This window comes from Leuconostoc citreum, from assembly GCF_004354555.1.
GTDB classification, from domain to species: Bacteria; Bacillota; Bacilli; order Lactobacillales; family Lactobacillaceae; genus Leuconostoc; species Leuconostoc citreum.
The window spans coordinates 132944-149041 of sequence record NZ_PUFH01000004.1; the positions used below are offsets into that span (position 1 = coordinate 132944).

Below are 16098 nucleotides of genomic sequence, written 5' to 3' on the forward strand. Positions count from 1 at the left end.
TCATGTTTATAATTTTACCACGGGAAGGCTTGTTTTGGCAGTTTTAGTTCATATTTGTCACATGCTTAGTCAAGTTGTTTCATTAGACGACTCGTCTAAGTAGTTAATCATTTTGCTTGAATTTTGATATAATGTTAAGGAGTGACAATTCTTTGTCAACGATGAAGAATTGGGAAAGGGTGTGTTGACGAATGAATTCGCCAGCACATATAAATTATGGCACAATTATTCTTTGAATATGGCGCAATGAGTTCAGGCAAGTCAATTGAAATCCTGAAAGTCGCGCATAATTATGAATCGCAAGGACGTAAGGTTCTGCTGATGACCCCTAATATTGATACACGAGCTGGTGTTGGCATCGTAGCGAGTCGTATTGGTTTATCGCGTGAAGCCGTCGCCGTCAAACCCGAAGACGATTTGTATGAGTTAATCAAGCAAATGAAAAATAACGATAATCTGGCTGTGGCGTTAGTTGATGAGGCACAATTTTTGACGACAAAACAGGTGGATCAGCTGGCCTATGCTGTTGATCATTTGAATATGCCAGTGATGACTTTTGGCCTTAAGCAAGATGCTTTTAATCAACTGTTCGAAGGTTCCAAACGTTTGATAGAAATGGCTGACAAGCTAGAAGAAATGAAAACAATTTGTTCGTTTTGTGGTAAGAAAGCCACCACACAATTACGTATTGTGAACGGCCAACCACAGCGAAAGGGCGCACAAGTATTTATTGGCGGTGATGAAGCTTATATTCCAACATGCCGACACCATTGGTATCATCCTGATTTAGACAAAATCACAGAGATGTTTCCTGCAAATTAACACTCACCTTATGGTGACGCGTACATATAAAATAAGACATGCTGCTAGCACATGTGTCATGGAGAAATAAAATGGACCCAATATTCCAATCGCTACAAACAGTAGTTGACCGTTATGATGAACTGAATGAACAGTTAGCTGACCCGGAAATAGCCGGAGATGGTCAAAAATATATGGCTTTATCAAAAGAAGCCGGTGAAATGCGTGAAACAGTGGAAACATACTTGCACTACCAACAGGTGATGCAAGATATTGCTGATGCTGAGGACTTACTAGATGATGCCGAAATGGCACCTTTAGCTAAAGAAGATTTAAATACATTAAAGCCGGAAAAAGAAGCATTAGAGTCACAATTAAAAATCTTGATGCTACCCAAAGATCCTAACGATGACAAGAACATCATTATGGAGATTCGCGGTGCCGCAGGCGGGGATGAATCATCCTTATTTGCTGCTGATTTGCTTGATATGTATCGCCGTTACGCAGAAAAGCAACGTTGGACGTTAAGTATTATTGATGAAACGCTGACAGAGGTTGGTGGATATAAAGAAGTTGCGGTGATGATTACAGGAGACAACGTTTACTCAAAATTGAAATTTGAGTCAGGCGCGCATCGTGTGCAACGCGTACCAGCCACAGAAACGCAGGGACGTGTGCACACATCAACGGCAACTGTTGGTGTGATGCCTGAATTTCAAGAAATCGATTTTGAATTAGCAGAGTCTGACTTGGAAGAGGAATTCTTTCGATCAGGTGGTGCTGGTGGGCAAAACGTCAATAAAGTCTCGACAGCTGTGCGTCTAGTGCATAAGCCAACCGGTATTATGATCAAAATGCAAGAGGAACGGACACAGATTAAAAATCGTGACAAGGCGCGTAAATTGTTAGCAAGTCGCGTGTATGATTTTTATGCCCAACAAAACGAAGCCGAATATGCTGAGAAACGTAAATCAGCTGTCGGGACAGGTGACCGTTCTGAGCGTATTAGAACATATAATTATCCGCAAAATCGCGTGACAGATCATCGTATTGGGTTAACACTCAATAAGTTAGACCGTGTCATGAATGGTGAGTTAGGTGAGGTGATTGACGCGCTAGTTATTGCCGATCAGACAGCCAAATTGGCCGAATTGAATAACGCATAAAATGACAGAAAAACACTTTGAAACACCAAAACAATTTAAATCTTTGGTGGCACAAAAGAAGCTAAAATCAGACCGACTAACGACACCTAAGTGGTATGACTGGGACGATATTAAGAAGCCGACACAACTTGATCATGTCAAAATGTCTTTATTAGAGGCTAGAAAATGGGCCATTAATGAGTTATTAGATGCTGGCATGCCCAAAGATGATGCAACCGACAATGTTGATTTTTTGTTGAGTGGCGCGCTAAATATTAACTATGCTTATTTACGCGCTAATATTACACGTACCATGCCAGCAAAGTTGGCGGCTGTTTGGCCAAAGTGGATTGCGATGCTTATACAACAACAACCACCACAATATATCTTAGGTCATGCGCCTTTTTATGGTCGTGAGTTTATCGTTGATGAGCGTGTCTTGATTCCACGTCCTGAGACTGAACAATTAGTTGCATGGATACTTGCAGATGCTAGTGGCACAACCGGCGAATCGGTATCTGTGCTAGATATTGGGACAGGTTCTGGTGCTATTATTGAAACGCTCATGTTAGAGAATCCACGTGTTCGAGGATTTGCAGCAGATATATCAAGCGATGCGTTAACTGTTGCGGCGTTAAATGCGCAGCAATTAAACATTAAACAACTTCGTTTTGTAGAAAGTGATGTCTTTTCAGGCTTGGCAGACCTTAGATTTGATTTAATCGTAAGCAATCCACCTTATATTGCTAGTTCAGACGAAGATGAAATGGATGCTAGTGTGTTGACTTATGAGCCGCATGACGCATTATTTGCTGATAATCAGGGATTAGCTATTTATCAAAAAATTGCTGAAGGGCTGGCCGCGCACTTAACACCTCAAGGTCGTGCTTATTTTGAAATAGGGTATAAGCAAGGGCAGCAAGTTGTTGACATCATGCAGAAGGCTTTACCCAAAGCCACAGTCACATTGAAACAAGATTTTGCTGGGCTAGATCGTATGGTCCGTGTAGTGAAAGGATAACAAGTTAGGCATGACTAACTAGATAATAAATGATGAATACAGAACGTTTAACAAATCAAGATATTCAGCGCGCTGGCGTCTTACTCAAAGCTGGTGAAGTTGTCGCATTTCCAACAGAAACAGTGTATGGTTTAGGTGCTGACGCAACACATGAAGAAGCAGTCCAAAAAGTATTTGTGGCTAAAGGGCGGCCGGCCGATAATCCGTTGATTATGACTGTGGCAGATGCTGAGCAGTTAACAAATTTTGTGAGCGTATCTGAAGCAGCGAAAGCATTAATAGATGCCTTTTGGCCAGGTTCCCTAACCATTATTCTACCCATTAAACCAGGACAAGTATCTATGATGGTGACTGGTGGGTTAGACACTGCTGCCTTTCGTTTGCCAGATAATGAAACGACACGTGCGATTATTCGCGAAGCAGGCGTACCAATTGTCGGCCCAAGTGCGAATACATCAGGCAAACCTTCGCCAACAACAGCACAGCATGTTTGGCACGATATGCAAGGTAAAATTGCGGCCATTGTTGATGATGGGCCAACACAAGTTGGCGTTGAGTCAACAGTGGTTGATATGGCGGCAGATGTGCCGACTATTCTAAGACCTGGTGCTGTCACACAGCAGCAACTAGAAGATGTCTTAGGTATTCATGTGCTTGATGCGACAAGTACGATGTCAGTTGCTGATGATGTCACACCAAAAGCGCCAGGTATGAAATATAGGCATTATGCGCCTGATAAGCAAGTGGTTATGTTTGATAGATTAGACGCGCTGGCTTTGAAAGTAAGTTTAGCACCGACTGACGTTGTGATGGCGCAAGAAGAAACGTTGCAACGCATGGCACTACCATTAGCACAAACTTGGTCATTAGGCACGACGTTAGAAAATGCAACAGAACAACTTTTTGCTGGTTTAAGATATTATGATGATGTGGCACATGTCAAGACTATCTATGTTGAAAAGATGCCACCAATTGGTCTGGGCAAAGCTTTCAATAATCGCTTAGGGAAAGCCTCGGGAAACCAAGAATATCAAGGCTAATCAAAAACGGCTTCGTGCTGTTTTTTTTATTTACAGAAAAAGGATGTTCTGTTTGTGTAAACGTTTACATTTAAAAGCCCGCCAGATAGGCATTTTCAGCTTAATTCCCTGATATATCAGGGATTAAGCCAACATTTTACTTGATATTTTGTAAGCGCTTTGATACACTAATAGCAGAAGCTGATTCACAGCTAAAAAGGAGAAATTAATCATGGCACAATCAAAAGACTTTCATATCATAGCAGAAACAGGAATTCATGCACGTCCAGCAACTTTGTTGGTACAAGCTGCCTCAAAGTTCACTTCAGATGTTACATTGTCATATCAAGGTAAGGATGTTAACTTGAAGTCAATCATGGGTGTGATGTCACTTGGTGTTGGTCAAGGTGCCGATGTTACTATCAAAACTGAAGGCGATGATGAAGAAGCTGCAATGGCTGCTATCGTTGAAGCAATGGGAACAGAAGGACTTGCAGAATAACAATGGCTAAGAACTTCAAAGGAATCGCGGCAAGTAATGGCGTAGCAATTGCTAAGGCCTATTTGTTAGTTGATCCAGATTTGTCTTTTACAAAGACAACAATTACTGATGTGACAGCTGAACAGGCTCGTGTCGACGATGCTTTGAAGGCTGCCAGTGCTGATGTTGAAATTATTAAGCGTAAAGCTGAAAAAAACTTAGGTGCTGATGAAGCACAAGTTTTTGAAGCACATTTGATGGTTTTGTCTGACCCTGAAATGTCAGGTGCGTTTAAGCAAAAGATTGCTGACGATAAGGTCAATGCTGAAGAAGCAGTTAAAGAAGTAACAGACATGTATATTAGCATGTTTGAAGCAATGACTGACAATGCTTATATGCAAGAACGTGCGGCAGATATTCGTGACGTCACGAAACGAATTCTGTCACATTTGTTGCAAGTAACATTACCAAATCCAGCGTTGATTGATGAAGAAGTTGTTTTGGTTTCTAAAGACCTGACACCATCTGATACAGCACAACTTGATCGACAATTTGTTAAGGGTATTTTAACGGATCTAGGTGGTCGTACTGCGCATGCTTCTATCATGGCACGTACGCTCGAAATTCCTGCTGTTGTTGGGTCAGATGTTGCAACGCAAGAAGTAACAGATGGCGTCACAGTAATCGTCGACGGCTTAACTGGTGATGTTATCGTTGATCCAGATGCTGATACTTTGGCAACTTACCAACAAAAGGCAGCAGACTATTCAGCACAACGTGCTGAATGGGCTTTGTTAAAAGATCAACAGTCGGTGAGTGCGGATGGCAAGACTTTCGTAGTTGGGGCCAATATTGGTTCACCAAAAGATATGGCTGCTGTTTTGGAAAATGGTTCAGAAGGCGTTGGTTTGTATCGTACTGAGTTCCTATATATGGAATCAGATCACTTACCAACCGAAGACGAACAATTTGAAGCTTATAAGGCTGTTGTCGAAAAAATGGCCGGTAAGCCTGTGACAGTGAGAACGATGGATATTGGTGGCGACAAGCACTTAAGTTACTGGAAGCTACCTGATGAAGAGAACCCATTCTTGGGTTACCGTGCTATCCGTATTTCTTTGGACCAGACTGAAATTTTCCGTACACAACTACGCGCGTTATTGCGAGCATCTGCCTATGGTAATTTGTGGATTATGTTCCCGATGATTGCCACATTGGCTGAATTCCGTGCTGCTAAGAAACTTTACTTAGAAGAACGTGCTAAGTTGGAAAATGACGGCGTTGCAATGGGCGAAGTCAAGTTGGGTATTATGATTGAAATACCAGCTGCTGCTGTTTTGGCTGACAAGTTTGCTAAAGAACTTGATTTCTTCTCAATTGGCACAAACGATTTGATCGGTTACACAATGGCTGCAGATCGTGGTAATGATAAGGTTGCTTATTTGTACCAACCCTACAACCCTTCAATTTTGCGCCTAATCAATAACGTGATTGAGGCAGCTCATAAAGAAGGCAAGTTCGTCGCTATGTGTGGCGAAATGGCTGGTGATCCAGTTGCCGTCCCAGTTTTGATGGGCATGGGCTTGGATGAATTCTCAATGAGTGCCCCTTCTGTTTTGCAGACACGTTCATTAATGAAAAAGTTAAATACAGCTGACATGAAATTATTGGCTGAAAAGGCTTTGGATGCTGAAACGAATGATGAAGTAATTGCATTAGTTGAAGCAGCAACAAAATAAATAGTTAAATTTTTTTTAAATGCAAGTATGACTCATATTGAGGAATACTTGTTTTTTTGTGTAACCATTTTGTTTTTGATTCGTTATATCTATAGAAAGGCGGGGGAGATGAAAATAGATTACTATGAACAGCTTTTACTTGACATAGCACATGAGCTCACCGGTTTTTTGATTAATCATCGGATTCAAAGACAAGATGCAGAAGACATTATACAAGATGTCTTTGTCAGGTTGATTCAAGCCGACATCATGTTACCGCCTGAGAAATTAAGACCGTGGCTATATCGTGTTGCTTTATCACGTTTTTACGATTTATATCGTCGGCAAAAAAAGTATCGCGATATTTTACTAGCACAGTATGCACAATATTCTGAAATTGCGCCAAGCATGACTAAAAATGAGCTTTTGCAACAGGCACTAGACAAGTTAGATGACTATCAAAAATCGTTGATATTACTTTATTATGACAGTCGCCACAGTATTCGTGATATTGCCACAATATATAATGCGAGTGATTCAAAAATAAAAGTTGATTTATATCGCACAAGACAGCAACTGAGGCAGACAATAGAAAGGGCACAAAATGAACGATAACCAAAATTTTGAGCGAATAATAAAAAAAGAAAAGCGTAAAAAACTACTCATAACAGCAGTTATTTCAAGCATCGTTACAGTAACTATTGGTTTTGTTGCGGTTATGGCAACAACCATTATTTTAGGAAAACAGATGGACGTTCAAGCTGAAAAGCAGATTAATCAATTTAATATTGCTGATCTTATTTATTCACCAAATATTAGGTCAACATCGCAACGTTATAGGCTTACGGCAATGACGCGTGCAACATTATCTAGTGATCGTCAAAAGAATATTGATGGTTATCGCGTTGCTTATCCTGAAAAAAAAGTGATACTCAATCTGAGTGGACCAGAGAGTAGCAGTGAAACATCCTCTAATATCTATAAGAACGATACCATTAAAAACATTAACATTATGGCAGCAAACCCTAAAACAGGGCAAAAAGAACCGATATTTTTCAATCGGGCCTACCCAAATTGGTATGGTAGCCAAAAGAACAAAGACAAGTTGATGTCACCGATTACACCGACACATGAAGCGAAAACCCTACAAGCATTACCCAACACACTAGGCGAAGTGGCTATCACGTTTGATAAGCGATACAGATACGAAGATATTTTAAAGATGATGCCACACAATATTATGATTAACTATTATTGGCTTGGTTTCCATTCTGCTGCACTTGATACGTCAAGTCATGTTGGTTGTTATGTTGGTTTGAATGCAAAAGATGACGGCAGCGGGAAATTGAACGATCAATTTGCTGGGCTACCTGATAAAACGAAATATAATGATTATCAAGGTCTGAAGAAGGCTTTAAAAAGTCAAATTAACAGAAAAAATGTTGATCATATTGATATTGCTAAAGATGCGGAAAAGCAACTTGCACCATCGCTTAAAACGGCTGAGTTTGCTGGGGTTATCGTCACTGGACGTACAGAAAATCTTGCGAAGTTAGACCAATTACCTTATACTTATGCAAGTAATGTCGGTATAACCACACCTATCATGCCATACCAGTCGCCAATTAAATAAATGGTGATTGTATTTGTTTGAAATCAGTATAACAGTTCAAGACCGTCGTTTGGCGGTTTTTTTGTGGTAGAATATAGATTATGAAGATTTTAGCATTTGATACAAGTAACCAACCACTAACCGTGAGTTTGGCGGAAGATAATCAGGTTATTCGTGTTTTTTCAACCAACGAAGCACGTAACCATTCTATTCAGCTACTACCAGCGATTCAGCAAACAATTGCAGAACAGGGTTGGACATTATCGACAATTGATCGAATCATTGTTGCACAAGGGCCTGGTTCTTTTACAGGATTACGTATTGGCGTGACTGTCGCTAAAGTATTAGCCGATACAATTAAGTGTGAGTTAATTGGGGTATCTAGCTTAGCTATTTTGGCTGAACAACAAACATTTGATGGGCTAACCATCCCATTATTCAACGCACGTAATGACAACGTGTTTACTGGGGTGTACGCGATGGGAAATAATGTATTGCCGGATGCGCACCGGCCAGTAAAAAGTTTATTTGATTGGTTGGCGTCTCGACCAGAACCATTGCTTTTTATTGGTGATACTGATGTGTTTGGCACAGCAATTGTTGAACACTTTGATTCTCGAGCGCAAATTTTGTCACCTGATGAGAGTTTGCCAGATGGGCAGGGTATTGTGTCGCTTGGAAACAGGACATTACCAGCTAAGAGGGTAGCGGATTTTAATCCAAATTATCTGCGTCGCACGCAAGCAGAATTAAATTGGTTAGCTGCCCACCCAAATGAGGATAAGCCTGAAAATTATGTTTTTGAAGTTTAATCGTCAAGGTAAATTACCTTTAACAATCCCACAATATCAAAAGCGTGCTATTGACAGTCAGGGTTATAGTTTTTTGATACGGCGTGCAACTGTTGAAGATATTGATACGCTAGTGAACATTGAAGAAGCTGTTTATGCTGGTCAGGCGCCTTGGTTATTGAGAGATTTTTTAAGTGAACTATCACGACCACATATCCGACTGTATTTAGTTATTGAGCGTCATAACCAGGTCATCGGTTTTGCTGGTGCGGCTTATCAACGTGAAATATATGACATGCATATTACAAATATTGCCGTCGTACCGGTCTGGCAAGGTAATGGGTTAGGACGCTTGCTGATTGAAGATATCGCTAACTTCTCTAAAAATATTGGTATACACACAGTATCCTTGGAGGCTAGATCATCAAATGTTAGAGCAATAGCCCTATATCAACGACTAGGATTTAAAAATGTTGGGATTAAAAAAGGCTACTATTTAGGTGATCATGAAGATGCGATTTCGATGGTAAGAGAGATTGATAATAAGACAAGCCAAAACTGAAGATGCACGGTTGATTTTTAATATTGCCGAAGCAGCATTTGTGCCGTCGCCTTGGCCGATGGCTGTTTTTGAGCATGAATTATCTAGCCCGCGAAGCAGGTATTTTATTGCAAATGCTGGATTTATTGGTGTGACGCAGATAATTGATGAAATCGAAATTGGCAGTTTGGCCGTTCATCCTGATTATCAACGGCGAGGTATAGCACAGCAGTTGTTAAATCAAATCCTTAAGCAGCCAAAAGTCAAACGATTTCTATTAGAAGTTGATGAAACCAATATTTCAGCCATTCAATTATACGAAAAAAATGGTTTTCAGGCTTATTTTCGCCGTGAAAAATATTATAAAAACGGCCATGCAGCAATCATGATGGAAAGGAACATCTAACCGTGACAAAAATTATAGCTTTTGAATCAAGTGCTGACGAAACTAGTGTAGCGATTGTTGAAGATGGTCATATTGTACTTAGTAATGCGGTAGCCACACAAATTAATTCCCATCAACGCTTCGGCGGGATTGTGCCAGAAGTTGCTAGTCGCCATCATATTGAATGGATTACGCGTGTCTTAGATGATGCACTAGATGCAGCACAAGTTAGGCCTGAAGATTTAGATGGTGTAGCTGTGACTTATGGCCCAGGATTGGTTGGCTCATTACTAGTTGGGCTGATGGGAGCCAAAACTTTCGCTCTGGCACATGATTTGCCAATCATACCGGTTAATCACTTGGCGGGTCATATTGCCGCTGCTAATTTCAATGTCCCAATTATTTATCCAGCGTTAGCATTGATGGTTTCCGGTGGCCATACTGAGCTTGTATTGATGACATCAGAAAATAATTTCGCTGTCTTAGGTGAGACTCGTGATGATGCGGCAGGTGAAAGTTTTGATAAAGTTGGTCGATTACTCAAACTCCCTTATCCAGCAGGTAAAACAATTGACGAAATGGCGCATAGGGGACAAGCAACCATTAAATTTCCAACTGCTATGGCACATGAAGATAACTATGATTTTAGTTTTTCCGGCTTAAAAAGTGCAGTTATTAACTATGTTCATCATGCTGAACAAAAGGGTGAAACAATCGATCATAACAATTTGGCGACAAGTTTTCAAAATGCTGTCGTTGATGCATTGATTGGTCGTACCAGAAAAGCCTTGAAGGATTATGACGTTAAAAGTTTTGTTTTGGCTGGCGGTGTAGCGGCCAATACGCAGCTACGTGATGAGTTAGACATATTATTATCACAATTCCCCAAGACAACCTTTATTCCAGTGCCACGAGAATACACAGGCGATAATGCGGCGATGATAGGTGCTGCTGGTTATTGGAACTTTAAACAACATATTTTTGCTGGATTAGATCTTAATACTAACCCTGGCTTAGATTTTGAATTATTAAATAAATAGTCACTTTGTGAATGAATCACTATCTTTTTTTGAAAAGCCTATTTATGTGATATAATAGTTATGCAAAAGTTCACAAGGTGAACATAGAGTGTGCTTTAATATTAAATAGAAAGTGACCACGTTCAGATGGTGACTTAAATGAATTGGAGAAACTATGACTCAACAACCAAAAATTCCACGTGCTACGGCAAAAAGATTGCCGATATACTTCCGTTACTTAACATTTTTACACGATGCGGGGACTGATCGCATTTCATCAGCAGAACTTAGTGATGCTATTAAATTTGATGCGGCAACAATACGTCGTGATTTTTCTTATTTTGGTGCACTTGGTAAGCGTGGTTATGGTTATGATGTGAAAGCACTATTAGATTTTTTTGCTAATGTTTTAGATCAAGACAGCTTAATTAATGTTGCTTTGATTGGCGCTGGTAATCTTGGACAAGCGCTCCTAAACTTTAACTTCCATCAATCTTCAAATATGCGTATTTCCGCTGCCTTTGACGTTGATGAAACTCGAGCTGGAACGATTATGGCTGGTGTGCCTATCTATGCCATGAGTGAGTTAACAGAACAGATTACAGCACAGCGCATTAATATTGCTATTTTAACTGTTCCACAAGGTGTCGCACAAGAGATTACTGATAAGCTTGTTGAAGCAGGGATTAAAGGTATTTTGAACTTTACACCACTGCGTGTGACTGTACCAAATAATGTGCGTGTGCAGAACGTTGATTTAACAAATGAATTGCAAACATTGGTTTATTTTATTGATAACTATGGTTCAATTACGACAGGGTTATAATTCAGATGGCTATTTTAGATTTAAATGATGCAGAGAAAGTTACCGCCTACCAAGAATTTGTTCGTCGTGATCCAAGAGGGCAGGTAACACAGGATCCGCTTTGGGGTGAATTAAAATCTAATTGGGGTCATGTCTACGTTTACCATGAGACTAATGGCCGTATTGATGCAGTTTTGTCAGTCTTAACGGTTGAAGCTGTTACTGGCAAGTTACTAGGCTATGCTGGTCGCGGGCCGATTGCGGACATCGACGATATTGATTTGATAAAGTCTATGATTGAGGAAGCTTTGACAGCTTTACCAGATAATGTATTTTTAATTCGGATGGACCCTGAAGTGCCTTACACACCAGCACGTAATACAGCTTATCAAAACGCAGGTTTTGTCACTCGTAATCGCGATATTACGCACATGCATGGCAATATACAACCACGAAAGAACGTTGTCTTATATTACGATGGTCGTGGTGAAGGCGCTAAACCAATTACCAATGAAGATGACCTGATGTTGCATTTTAAGCGTGATTATCGTAATCAAATTAGACGTGCAGCCAAGGATGGTGTGACAGTAACTTCTGGTGATAGCGAAGCCGATGTCCGGGCATTCTTTGAGACCTATGTGATGATGGCTACAGCTCAAAGTATTACACATCGTCCAATTGATTATTTCTTGCGTATGCAAAAACTATGGCAAGGGACAGGACTATTTAAGATATTCTTAGCTCACTTTGAGGGCCATGTTGTTGCTAGTGGCATTGGCTTTAGTTATGGGGACGAAATTTGGTATATGTATGCTGGATCTGATCGTCGTTATGCCAAGCATTATGGGCCTTATGCAGTGCAGTGGCATATGTTACAATGGGGCTTGGCCCTGGGTAAAGTAGCCTACGATTTTGGTGGTGTGGGGGACTTTGTGCCAACAGATGGGCTATATAAATTTAAACATGGCTTTGCCTATCATGATCCGCATGCTGAATATATTGGTGAGCTTGATTGGGTTCTTGATGATAGTGCATATCAGATGTATCTTGAGCAATTTAGTTAAAAACCGCCAAAAGGCGGTTTTTAAAATTAATATGTTATAATTAATGAGTTATCTATGTTAAATTGAACAATACTGTATCACTACTTTCTGATACAATTTTGTTTGGCTTCGCATAGATTTTTATTCATTAACAAGTTTAATATGGCGTAATAGATTACGCATTAACATTTTTTAAAAGGTGGGAGACCAGTGAACATTAGGATGATTGCCTCTGATATGGATGGCACGTTTTTAACAGCTAATGACGAATATAGCCAAGGTCGTTTTGAGCGTATTTTGGATAATATGAAAGCGCGCGACATGCGTTTTGTCGCGGCTTCTGGGCGACAAGTTAAAAACTTACAAGAACTATTTGAACCAACAATTGGTAAAGGTTACGAAATTGACTTTGTTGGTTCAAATGGGGCTATGGTCGCGACGAGTCAAGAACAGCTATACGCTGTGCATTTATCACCAGCACAGCTATCAAAAGTGATTGCTTGGAATGCTAAAAACCCAGAATCAGCGGAAAATATTATTATTATGACTGGTGATCGGGCAACATATGTTTCTAATCATGCTACGGGGCCAGTAGCTGAGATGGTATTTCAATTTTATCCTAATGTTAAACAAGTTGAAAAGCTTATGGAGGTTGATGACCATATTTTAGAAATTACGTTTGTTTGGCCGAATGATGAAGTGCAACAACATGTTGCTGAATTACGAGAAATATTTGGTAGTGAACTTCATGCAACCGGTTCGGGATTTGGTTCGGTGGATGTGTTGGGTAAAGGTGTAGATAAGGCTGCCGGTTTGCAGGTGTTGCAGGATTATTATGATGTGTTAGACAGTGAAGTAATGACTTTTGGTGATAATGGGAACGATCTAGAGATGCTTCAAAAGTATCCTAATAGTTTTGTCATGCCAAATGCCAATTCATTCATGCTAACCGCAGTTCAAAACAAGGCTTTAAATACCAATGTCAATGATGGCGTATTGGAAACAATAGAACATTTTCTAGGTATATAATTAGTCAAAAAAAGTTAATGGTTAGCAAAAAAAATAAGGCGTCAAGCCTTATTTTTTTGGATCGGGGGACGCAAATCGATTAACAGCAATGGCTACAAAGACACCAATAAATGTATCAGCAATACGATCAATGACATAAAGCACAGTTGCCCCACTTGGAATGTTTAGTGAAATCATTAATAGTGCCGCTAGTGCACCAATGACACCGCTATTATAGTTAAAACCGTCTAAGAAAACAATGGCTACAACAACTAAAAAAGGTAAGAAAATCATTGACACCCATACTGCATGAGACGTAGACGTATGAACCATAAAATAGACTAAGGCTAGTAACCCGCCGACCATGTTTGAAATGAGACGGATCTTAGCAAAGCTTAATGTTTTATCCCAACTTTCTCTTAGCGCAAATACTGATGCCAATGCGGCAACAAATGGTGGGCGCTTGAAGAAATAGAAGGCGGTAATAATGAGCATAACGGCCATTGCTGTCTTTAGTGTGCGTAACCCGATACGGAATTTTCCGAATTGCATAGTCGCCTCCACTAATATTCTTATTATCTTATCATAAAAACATGGTAAAATCTATTTATTATAATAATGGAGGAATAATGATTATGTTCGCGCTCGAGCGTGTATACATAATTATATAAAAACAATGACAAATCCTGTAATTGATTTACTCAAGAATCATAAATCTATTCGTGCCTATACCGACAAGCCTATATCAGATGATATCGTTGAAACGATTTTCAGTGCGGCTATTGCTGGACCAAATATCAATAACTTTCAACCAGTGACTTTTATTGAAATTACCGATCAAGCATTCAAAGCAGAAATTACAACGCAGGTTGGCATGAAATATATTGAAAGTGCTGCGCGCTATTTTGTTGTGGCAATTGATTTTAATAAGGACTTAATTGGCTTGACGCCAGAGGTGCGTCAACTGGCAGAAGAACGGTTAGCCAGTTACCCTATGTTGGAGGGGGCAATTGTTTCAGCTGGTATTGCCTTAGGACGTGCTCAAGTTGCTGCTGAATCACTAGGTTTGGGAAGCGTGACCATGGCCGGTGCGTTGGGGTCTTTTGAATTATACGAAGCGCGCTTGAAATTACCAAAATTTGTTAAGGCTGTTATGGGATTTTCCTTAGGCTATCCAGATCAAGAACCTGGCATTAAACCAAAGCTTCCTCTGTCAGGTGTACTTATGAAAGACGGTTATGATCAAGCCACTTTAGAAAAAACAGTTATGGCTTATGACAACACAATGAAGGCCTATTATGCTGATCGTGGGGTTGATAGCTCGTGGTTTAAAAATAACACGAAATTATTGACTAGGGACCGAGATATGGAACCTTTATCAAATTATCCAACGCGTAAAGGTTTTAAATTATAGTAACTAAAAAAGTATGTGTGTTTTTAATTTACTCACATACTTTTTTGATTGGTGTTAATAAACGTTCCACTAAGTGCGTCAATGGACCTAAACCAAAGGTATTAATAAAATTGAAGCGGTTGTCCCAACGCCACTTTTGTGATGTCAAATCAGCAAAATAAAAATCTAAGAGTAATTGGATTGCATCTATATGTGCCCTTTTTTCAATTGTTACTTTCGTAAAATAATTGCGGTGATAGTTTGATGAAGAAAGTTGATGCAAAAGGTGTGCTATTTCATGTGCAACACGAAAATCATAACTAAAGTGCGTTTCATAATTGCAATTAATAATAATCACACGCTTATTTAAATTCACCACATCAGGATCATAGGCTGAACCGTGAAGGTGAAGTATAGTTAATTTATTTTGGTAAATAATACGCTCAAAATATTCTTGAATCGCATCACTTTTAAATGAAGGTCGCTGCTCAGTCTTTTTTAGCATCAGGTAATGTTTTTAAAATAGATAGAATAGCTTGTCGATATTCTGGTGATAGCTCTTTACCTTCAAAAGATAATAGCAGTTTATCGTTATCAAGTTGTTCACCTAAGTCAATTGTGTAACGATCAGTTTTATCATTTTCATGGGTAGTGATACCTGCTATATCTAAAATTTCGTTCTCAGAAATTCTTAGACCTTTAGCAATTTTATAGAGTGTTTCAACCTTAGGTATATTTTTATTACCATTCTCAATTTGAGATAGGTAGGCAGGTGATATGTGCCCTTGGAGTGCTGTTTGACGAACAGTAAAATGCTTTTGCTCGCGTATTCTTTTAATTTCTAAACCGAAAATTTCTTTAGATATCATATTATCAATTGTTTTCCTTGTTGGAATGTATTATGTACAACTATAAAGCAAACAATAAACAAATATAAAACAAATAACTGAAAAAACGTTTGACGATGTGATACAGCGACTGTATAATAACAACATAGTAATAATTAAAAAAGGGGCAATATTGTGGCATTAACATTGAAATTTAAAAATCCGGAACAGGTCAAAGAAAAGATAGCCATCCAAGGTGAGACAATTGCTGGATTTTCAAAACGAATAAGCGTTAATTACTCGCTGATGGTTGAATATCTAAATACCAAAAAATTTCCATCACCACCAACAGCCAAAAAGATAGCGGATGGGCTAGAAATGGCTATCGGGGATATTTTTTCGATTTAATGTTTACTAAAGTAATACAAAAGCGGTTAACCGCTTTTTTTATTTGAAAAAAATACGATTATTCGTATAACCGTATAACAA

The 16098-nt window shown here is 39.4% G+C and carries 20 protein-coding genes; 17 read left to right on the plus strand and 3 right to left on the minus strand.

What is annotated here, in order from left to right:
• The first annotated feature begins 216 nt into the window (after window positions 1-216).
• The 15 genes from C5L21_RS02505 to C5L21_RS02575 all read left to right on the plus strand — a co-directional run bounded on the left by C5L21_RS02505 (window position 217) and on the right by C5L21_RS02575 (window position 13410).
• Window positions 217-822 (plus strand): thymidine kinase, encoded by a 606-nt coding sequence (locus C5L21_RS02505; RefSeq protein WP_004899095.1) that lies wholly within the window; start codon window positions 217-219, stop codon window positions 820-822.
• A 71-nt stretch (window positions 823-893) separates the two neighbouring features.
• A complete protein-coding gene (prfA, locus tag C5L21_RS02510) occupies window positions 894-1967 on the plus strand; it encodes a peptide chain release factor 1 (protein ID WP_085699576.1) in 1074 nt (357 codons plus the stop codon).
• A gap of 1 nt (window position 1968) precedes the next feature.
• Window positions 1969-2967: a peptide chain release factor N(5)-glutamine methyltransferase gene (prmC, locus tag C5L21_RS02515; RefSeq protein WP_004906788.1), complete on the plus strand. Its 999-nt coding sequence runs from the start codon at window positions 1969-1971 to the stop codon at window positions 2965-2967.
• A gap of 29 nt (window positions 2968-2996) precedes the next feature.
• Window positions 2997-4007, plus strand: coding sequence for an L-threonylcarbamoyladenylate synthase (locus C5L21_RS02520; protein WP_004906784.1), 1011 nt, complete (start codon window positions 2997-2999; stop codon window positions 4005-4007).
• Between the two features lie 211 nt (window positions 4008-4218).
• A complete protein-coding gene (locus C5L21_RS02525) occupies window positions 4219-4488 on the plus strand; it encodes a phosphocarrier protein HPr (protein WP_004899089.1) in 270 nt (89 codons plus the stop codon).
• Between the two features lie 2 nt (window positions 4489-4490).
• A complete protein-coding gene (ptsP, locus tag C5L21_RS02530) occupies window positions 4491-6206 on the plus strand; it encodes a phosphoenolpyruvate--protein phosphotransferase (protein ID WP_004899085.1) in 1716 nt (571 codons plus the stop codon).
• A 108-nt stretch (window positions 6207-6314) separates the two neighbouring features.
• The gene (locus C5L21_RS02535) at window positions 6315-6800 is read left to right on the plus strand and encodes an RNA polymerase sigma factor (protein WP_004899084.1); all 486 of its coding nucleotides are present in this window, start codon (window positions 6315-6317) and stop codon (window positions 6798-6800) included.
• Entirely contained in the window at window positions 6790-7818 is a 1029-nt protein-coding gene (locus C5L21_RS02540) for an anti sigma factor C-terminal domain-containing protein (RefSeq protein WP_004899082.1), read from the plus strand. The genes C5L21_RS02535 and C5L21_RS02540 overlap by 11 nt, the downstream gene beginning before the upstream one ends.
• 80 nt (window positions 7819-7898) lie before the next feature.
• Window positions 7899-8609, plus strand: coding sequence for a tRNA (adenosine(37)-N6)-threonylcarbamoyltransferase complex dimerization subunit type 1 TsaB (gene tsaB / locus C5L21_RS02545; RefSeq protein WP_085699578.1), 711 nt, complete (start codon window positions 7899-7901; stop codon window positions 8607-8609).
• The gene (gene rimI / locus C5L21_RS02550) at window positions 8593-9150 is read left to right on the plus strand and encodes a ribosomal protein S18-alanine N-acetyltransferase (RefSeq protein ID WP_004899074.1); all 558 of its coding nucleotides are present in this window, start codon (window positions 8593-8595) and stop codon (window positions 9148-9150) included. The genes tsaB and rimI (C5L21_RS02550) overlap by 17 nt, the downstream gene beginning before the upstream one ends.
• A complete protein-coding gene (rimI, locus tag C5L21_RS02555; protein WP_024047330.1) occupies window positions 9125-9535 on the plus strand; it encodes a ribosomal protein S18-alanine N-acetyltransferase in 411 nt (136 codons plus the stop codon). The genes rimI (C5L21_RS02550) and rimI (C5L21_RS02555) overlap by 26 nt, the downstream gene beginning before the upstream one ends.
• A 2-nt stretch (window positions 9536-9537) precedes the next feature.
• On the plus strand, window positions 9538-10554 hold the full coding sequence (gene tsaD, locus C5L21_RS02560; RefSeq protein ID WP_085699580.1) for a tRNA (adenosine(37)-N6)-threonylcarbamoyltransferase complex transferase subunit TsaD: 1017 nt from the start codon (window positions 9538-9540) through the stop codon (window positions 10552-10554).
• Window positions 10555-10708: 154 nt separating this feature from the next.
• Complete coding sequence (locus C5L21_RS02565) at window positions 10709-11359, plus strand: redox-sensing transcriptional repressor Rex (protein ID WP_004899069.1); 651 nt, start codon at window positions 10709-10711, stop codon at window positions 11357-11359.
• A 5-nt stretch (window positions 11360-11364) separates the two neighbouring features.
• Complete coding sequence (locus C5L21_RS02570) at window positions 11365-12402, plus strand: lipid II:glycine glycyltransferase FemX (RefSeq protein ID WP_133286004.1); 1038 nt, start codon at window positions 11365-11367, stop codon at window positions 12400-12402.
• A gap of 189 nt (window positions 12403-12591) precedes the next feature.
• Complete coding sequence (locus C5L21_RS02575) at window positions 12592-13410, plus strand: HAD-IIB family hydrolase (protein ID WP_036058290.1); 819 nt, start codon at window positions 12592-12594, stop codon at window positions 13408-13410.
• A gap of 48 nt (window positions 13411-13458) precedes the next feature.
• Here C5L21_RS02575 and C5L21_RS02580 read toward each other — a convergent pair whose 3' ends face one another.
• Window positions 13459-13941 carry an FUSC family protein gene (locus C5L21_RS02580; RefSeq protein ID WP_004899061.1) on the minus strand — a complete coding sequence of 161 codons (483 nt, stop codon included), beginning with the start codon at window positions 13939-13941 and terminating at the stop codon, window positions 13459-13461.
• A gap of 124 nt (window positions 13942-14065) precedes the next feature.
• Between C5L21_RS02580 and C5L21_RS02585 the strand changes: the two genes are divergently transcribed.
• Window positions 14066-14803 carry a nitroreductase family protein gene (locus C5L21_RS02585; protein ID WP_085699582.1) on the plus strand — a complete coding sequence of 246 codons (738 nt, stop codon included), beginning with the start codon at window positions 14066-14068 and terminating at the stop codon, window positions 14801-14803.
• A gap of 28 nt (window positions 14804-14831) precedes the next feature.
• Here the strand turns inward: C5L21_RS02585 and C5L21_RS02590 are convergent, their stop codons facing one another.
• Together C5L21_RS02590 and C5L21_RS02595 are read right to left on the minus strand one after the other, a co-directional pair.
• Entirely contained in the window at window positions 14832-15287 is a 456-nt protein-coding gene (locus C5L21_RS02590; protein WP_133286005.1) for an ImmA/IrrE family metallo-endopeptidase, read from the minus strand.
• A complete protein-coding gene (locus C5L21_RS02595) occupies window positions 15271-15651 on the minus strand; it encodes a helix-turn-helix domain-containing protein (protein ID WP_004899048.1) in 381 nt (126 codons plus the stop codon). Before C5L21_RS02595 ends, C5L21_RS02590 begins: the two co-directional genes overlap by 17 nt.
• A 153-nt stretch (window positions 15652-15804) precedes the next feature.
• On the opposite strand from C5L21_RS02595, the gene C5L21_RS02600 reads away from it, so the two are divergent.
• On the plus strand, window positions 15805-16017 hold the full coding sequence (locus C5L21_RS02600; protein WP_133286006.1) for a helix-turn-helix domain-containing protein: 213 nt from the start codon (window positions 15805-15807) through the stop codon (window positions 16015-16017).
• Window positions 16018-16098: the final 81 nt, after the last annotated feature.

Excerpts from the sequence above, each read along its gene's own strand:
- C5L21_RS02505 (WP_004899095.1), top strand. The coding sequence starts at position 217 with ATGGCACAATTATTCTTTGAATATGGCGCAATGAGTTCAGGCAAGTCA.
- prfA (WP_085699576.1), top strand. The coding sequence starts at position 894 with ATGGACCCAATATTCCAATCGCTACAAACAGTAGTTGACCGTTATGAT.
- prmC (WP_004906788.1), top strand. The coding sequence starts at position 1,969 with ATGACAGAAAAACACTTTGAAACACCAAAACAATTTAAATCTTTGGTG.
- C5L21_RS02520 (WP_004906784.1), top strand. The coding sequence starts at position 2,997 with ATGATGAATACAGAACGTTTAACAAATCAAGATATTCAGCGCGCTGGC.
- C5L21_RS02525 (WP_004899089.1), top strand. The coding sequence starts at position 4,219 with ATGGCACAATCAAAAGACTTTCATATCATAGCAGAAACAGGAATTCAT.
- ptsP (WP_004899085.1), top strand. The coding sequence starts at position 4,491 with ATGGCTAAGAACTTCAAAGGAATCGCGGCAAGTAATGGCGTAGCAATT.
- C5L21_RS02535 (WP_004899084.1), top strand. The coding sequence starts at position 6,315 with ATGAAAATAGATTACTATGAACAGCTTTTACTTGACATAGCACATGAG.
- C5L21_RS02540 (WP_004899082.1), top strand. The coding sequence starts at position 6,790 with ATGAACGATAACCAAAATTTTGAGCGAATAATAAAAAAAGAAAAGCGT.
- tsaB (WP_085699578.1), top strand. The coding sequence starts at position 7,899 with ATGAAGATTTTAGCATTTGATACAAGTAACCAACCACTAACCGTGAGT.
- rimI (WP_004899074.1), top strand. The coding sequence starts at position 8,593 with ATGTTTTTGAAGTTTAATCGTCAAGGTAAATTACCTTTAACAATCCCA.
- C5L21_RS02565 (WP_004899069.1), top strand. The coding sequence starts at position 10,709 with ATGACTCAACAACCAAAAATTCCACGTGCTACGGCAAAAAGATTGCCG.
- C5L21_RS02570 (WP_133286004.1), top strand. The coding sequence starts at position 11,365 with ATGGCTATTTTAGATTTAAATGATGCAGAGAAAGTTACCGCCTACCAA.
- C5L21_RS02580 (WP_004899061.1), bottom strand. The coding sequence starts at position 13,941 with ATGCAATTCGGAAAATTCCGTATCGGGTTACGCACACTAAAGACAGCA.
- C5L21_RS02585 (WP_085699582.1), top strand. The coding sequence starts at position 14,066 with ATGACAAATCCTGTAATTGATTTACTCAAGAATCATAAATCTATTCGT.
- C5L21_RS02590 (WP_133286005.1), bottom strand. The coding sequence starts at position 15,287 with ATGCTAAAAAAGACTGAGCAGCGACCTTCATTTAAAAGTGATGCGATT.
- C5L21_RS02595 (WP_004899048.1), bottom strand. The coding sequence starts at position 15,651 with ATGATATCTAAAGAAATTTTCGGTTTAGAAATTAAAAGAATACGCGAG.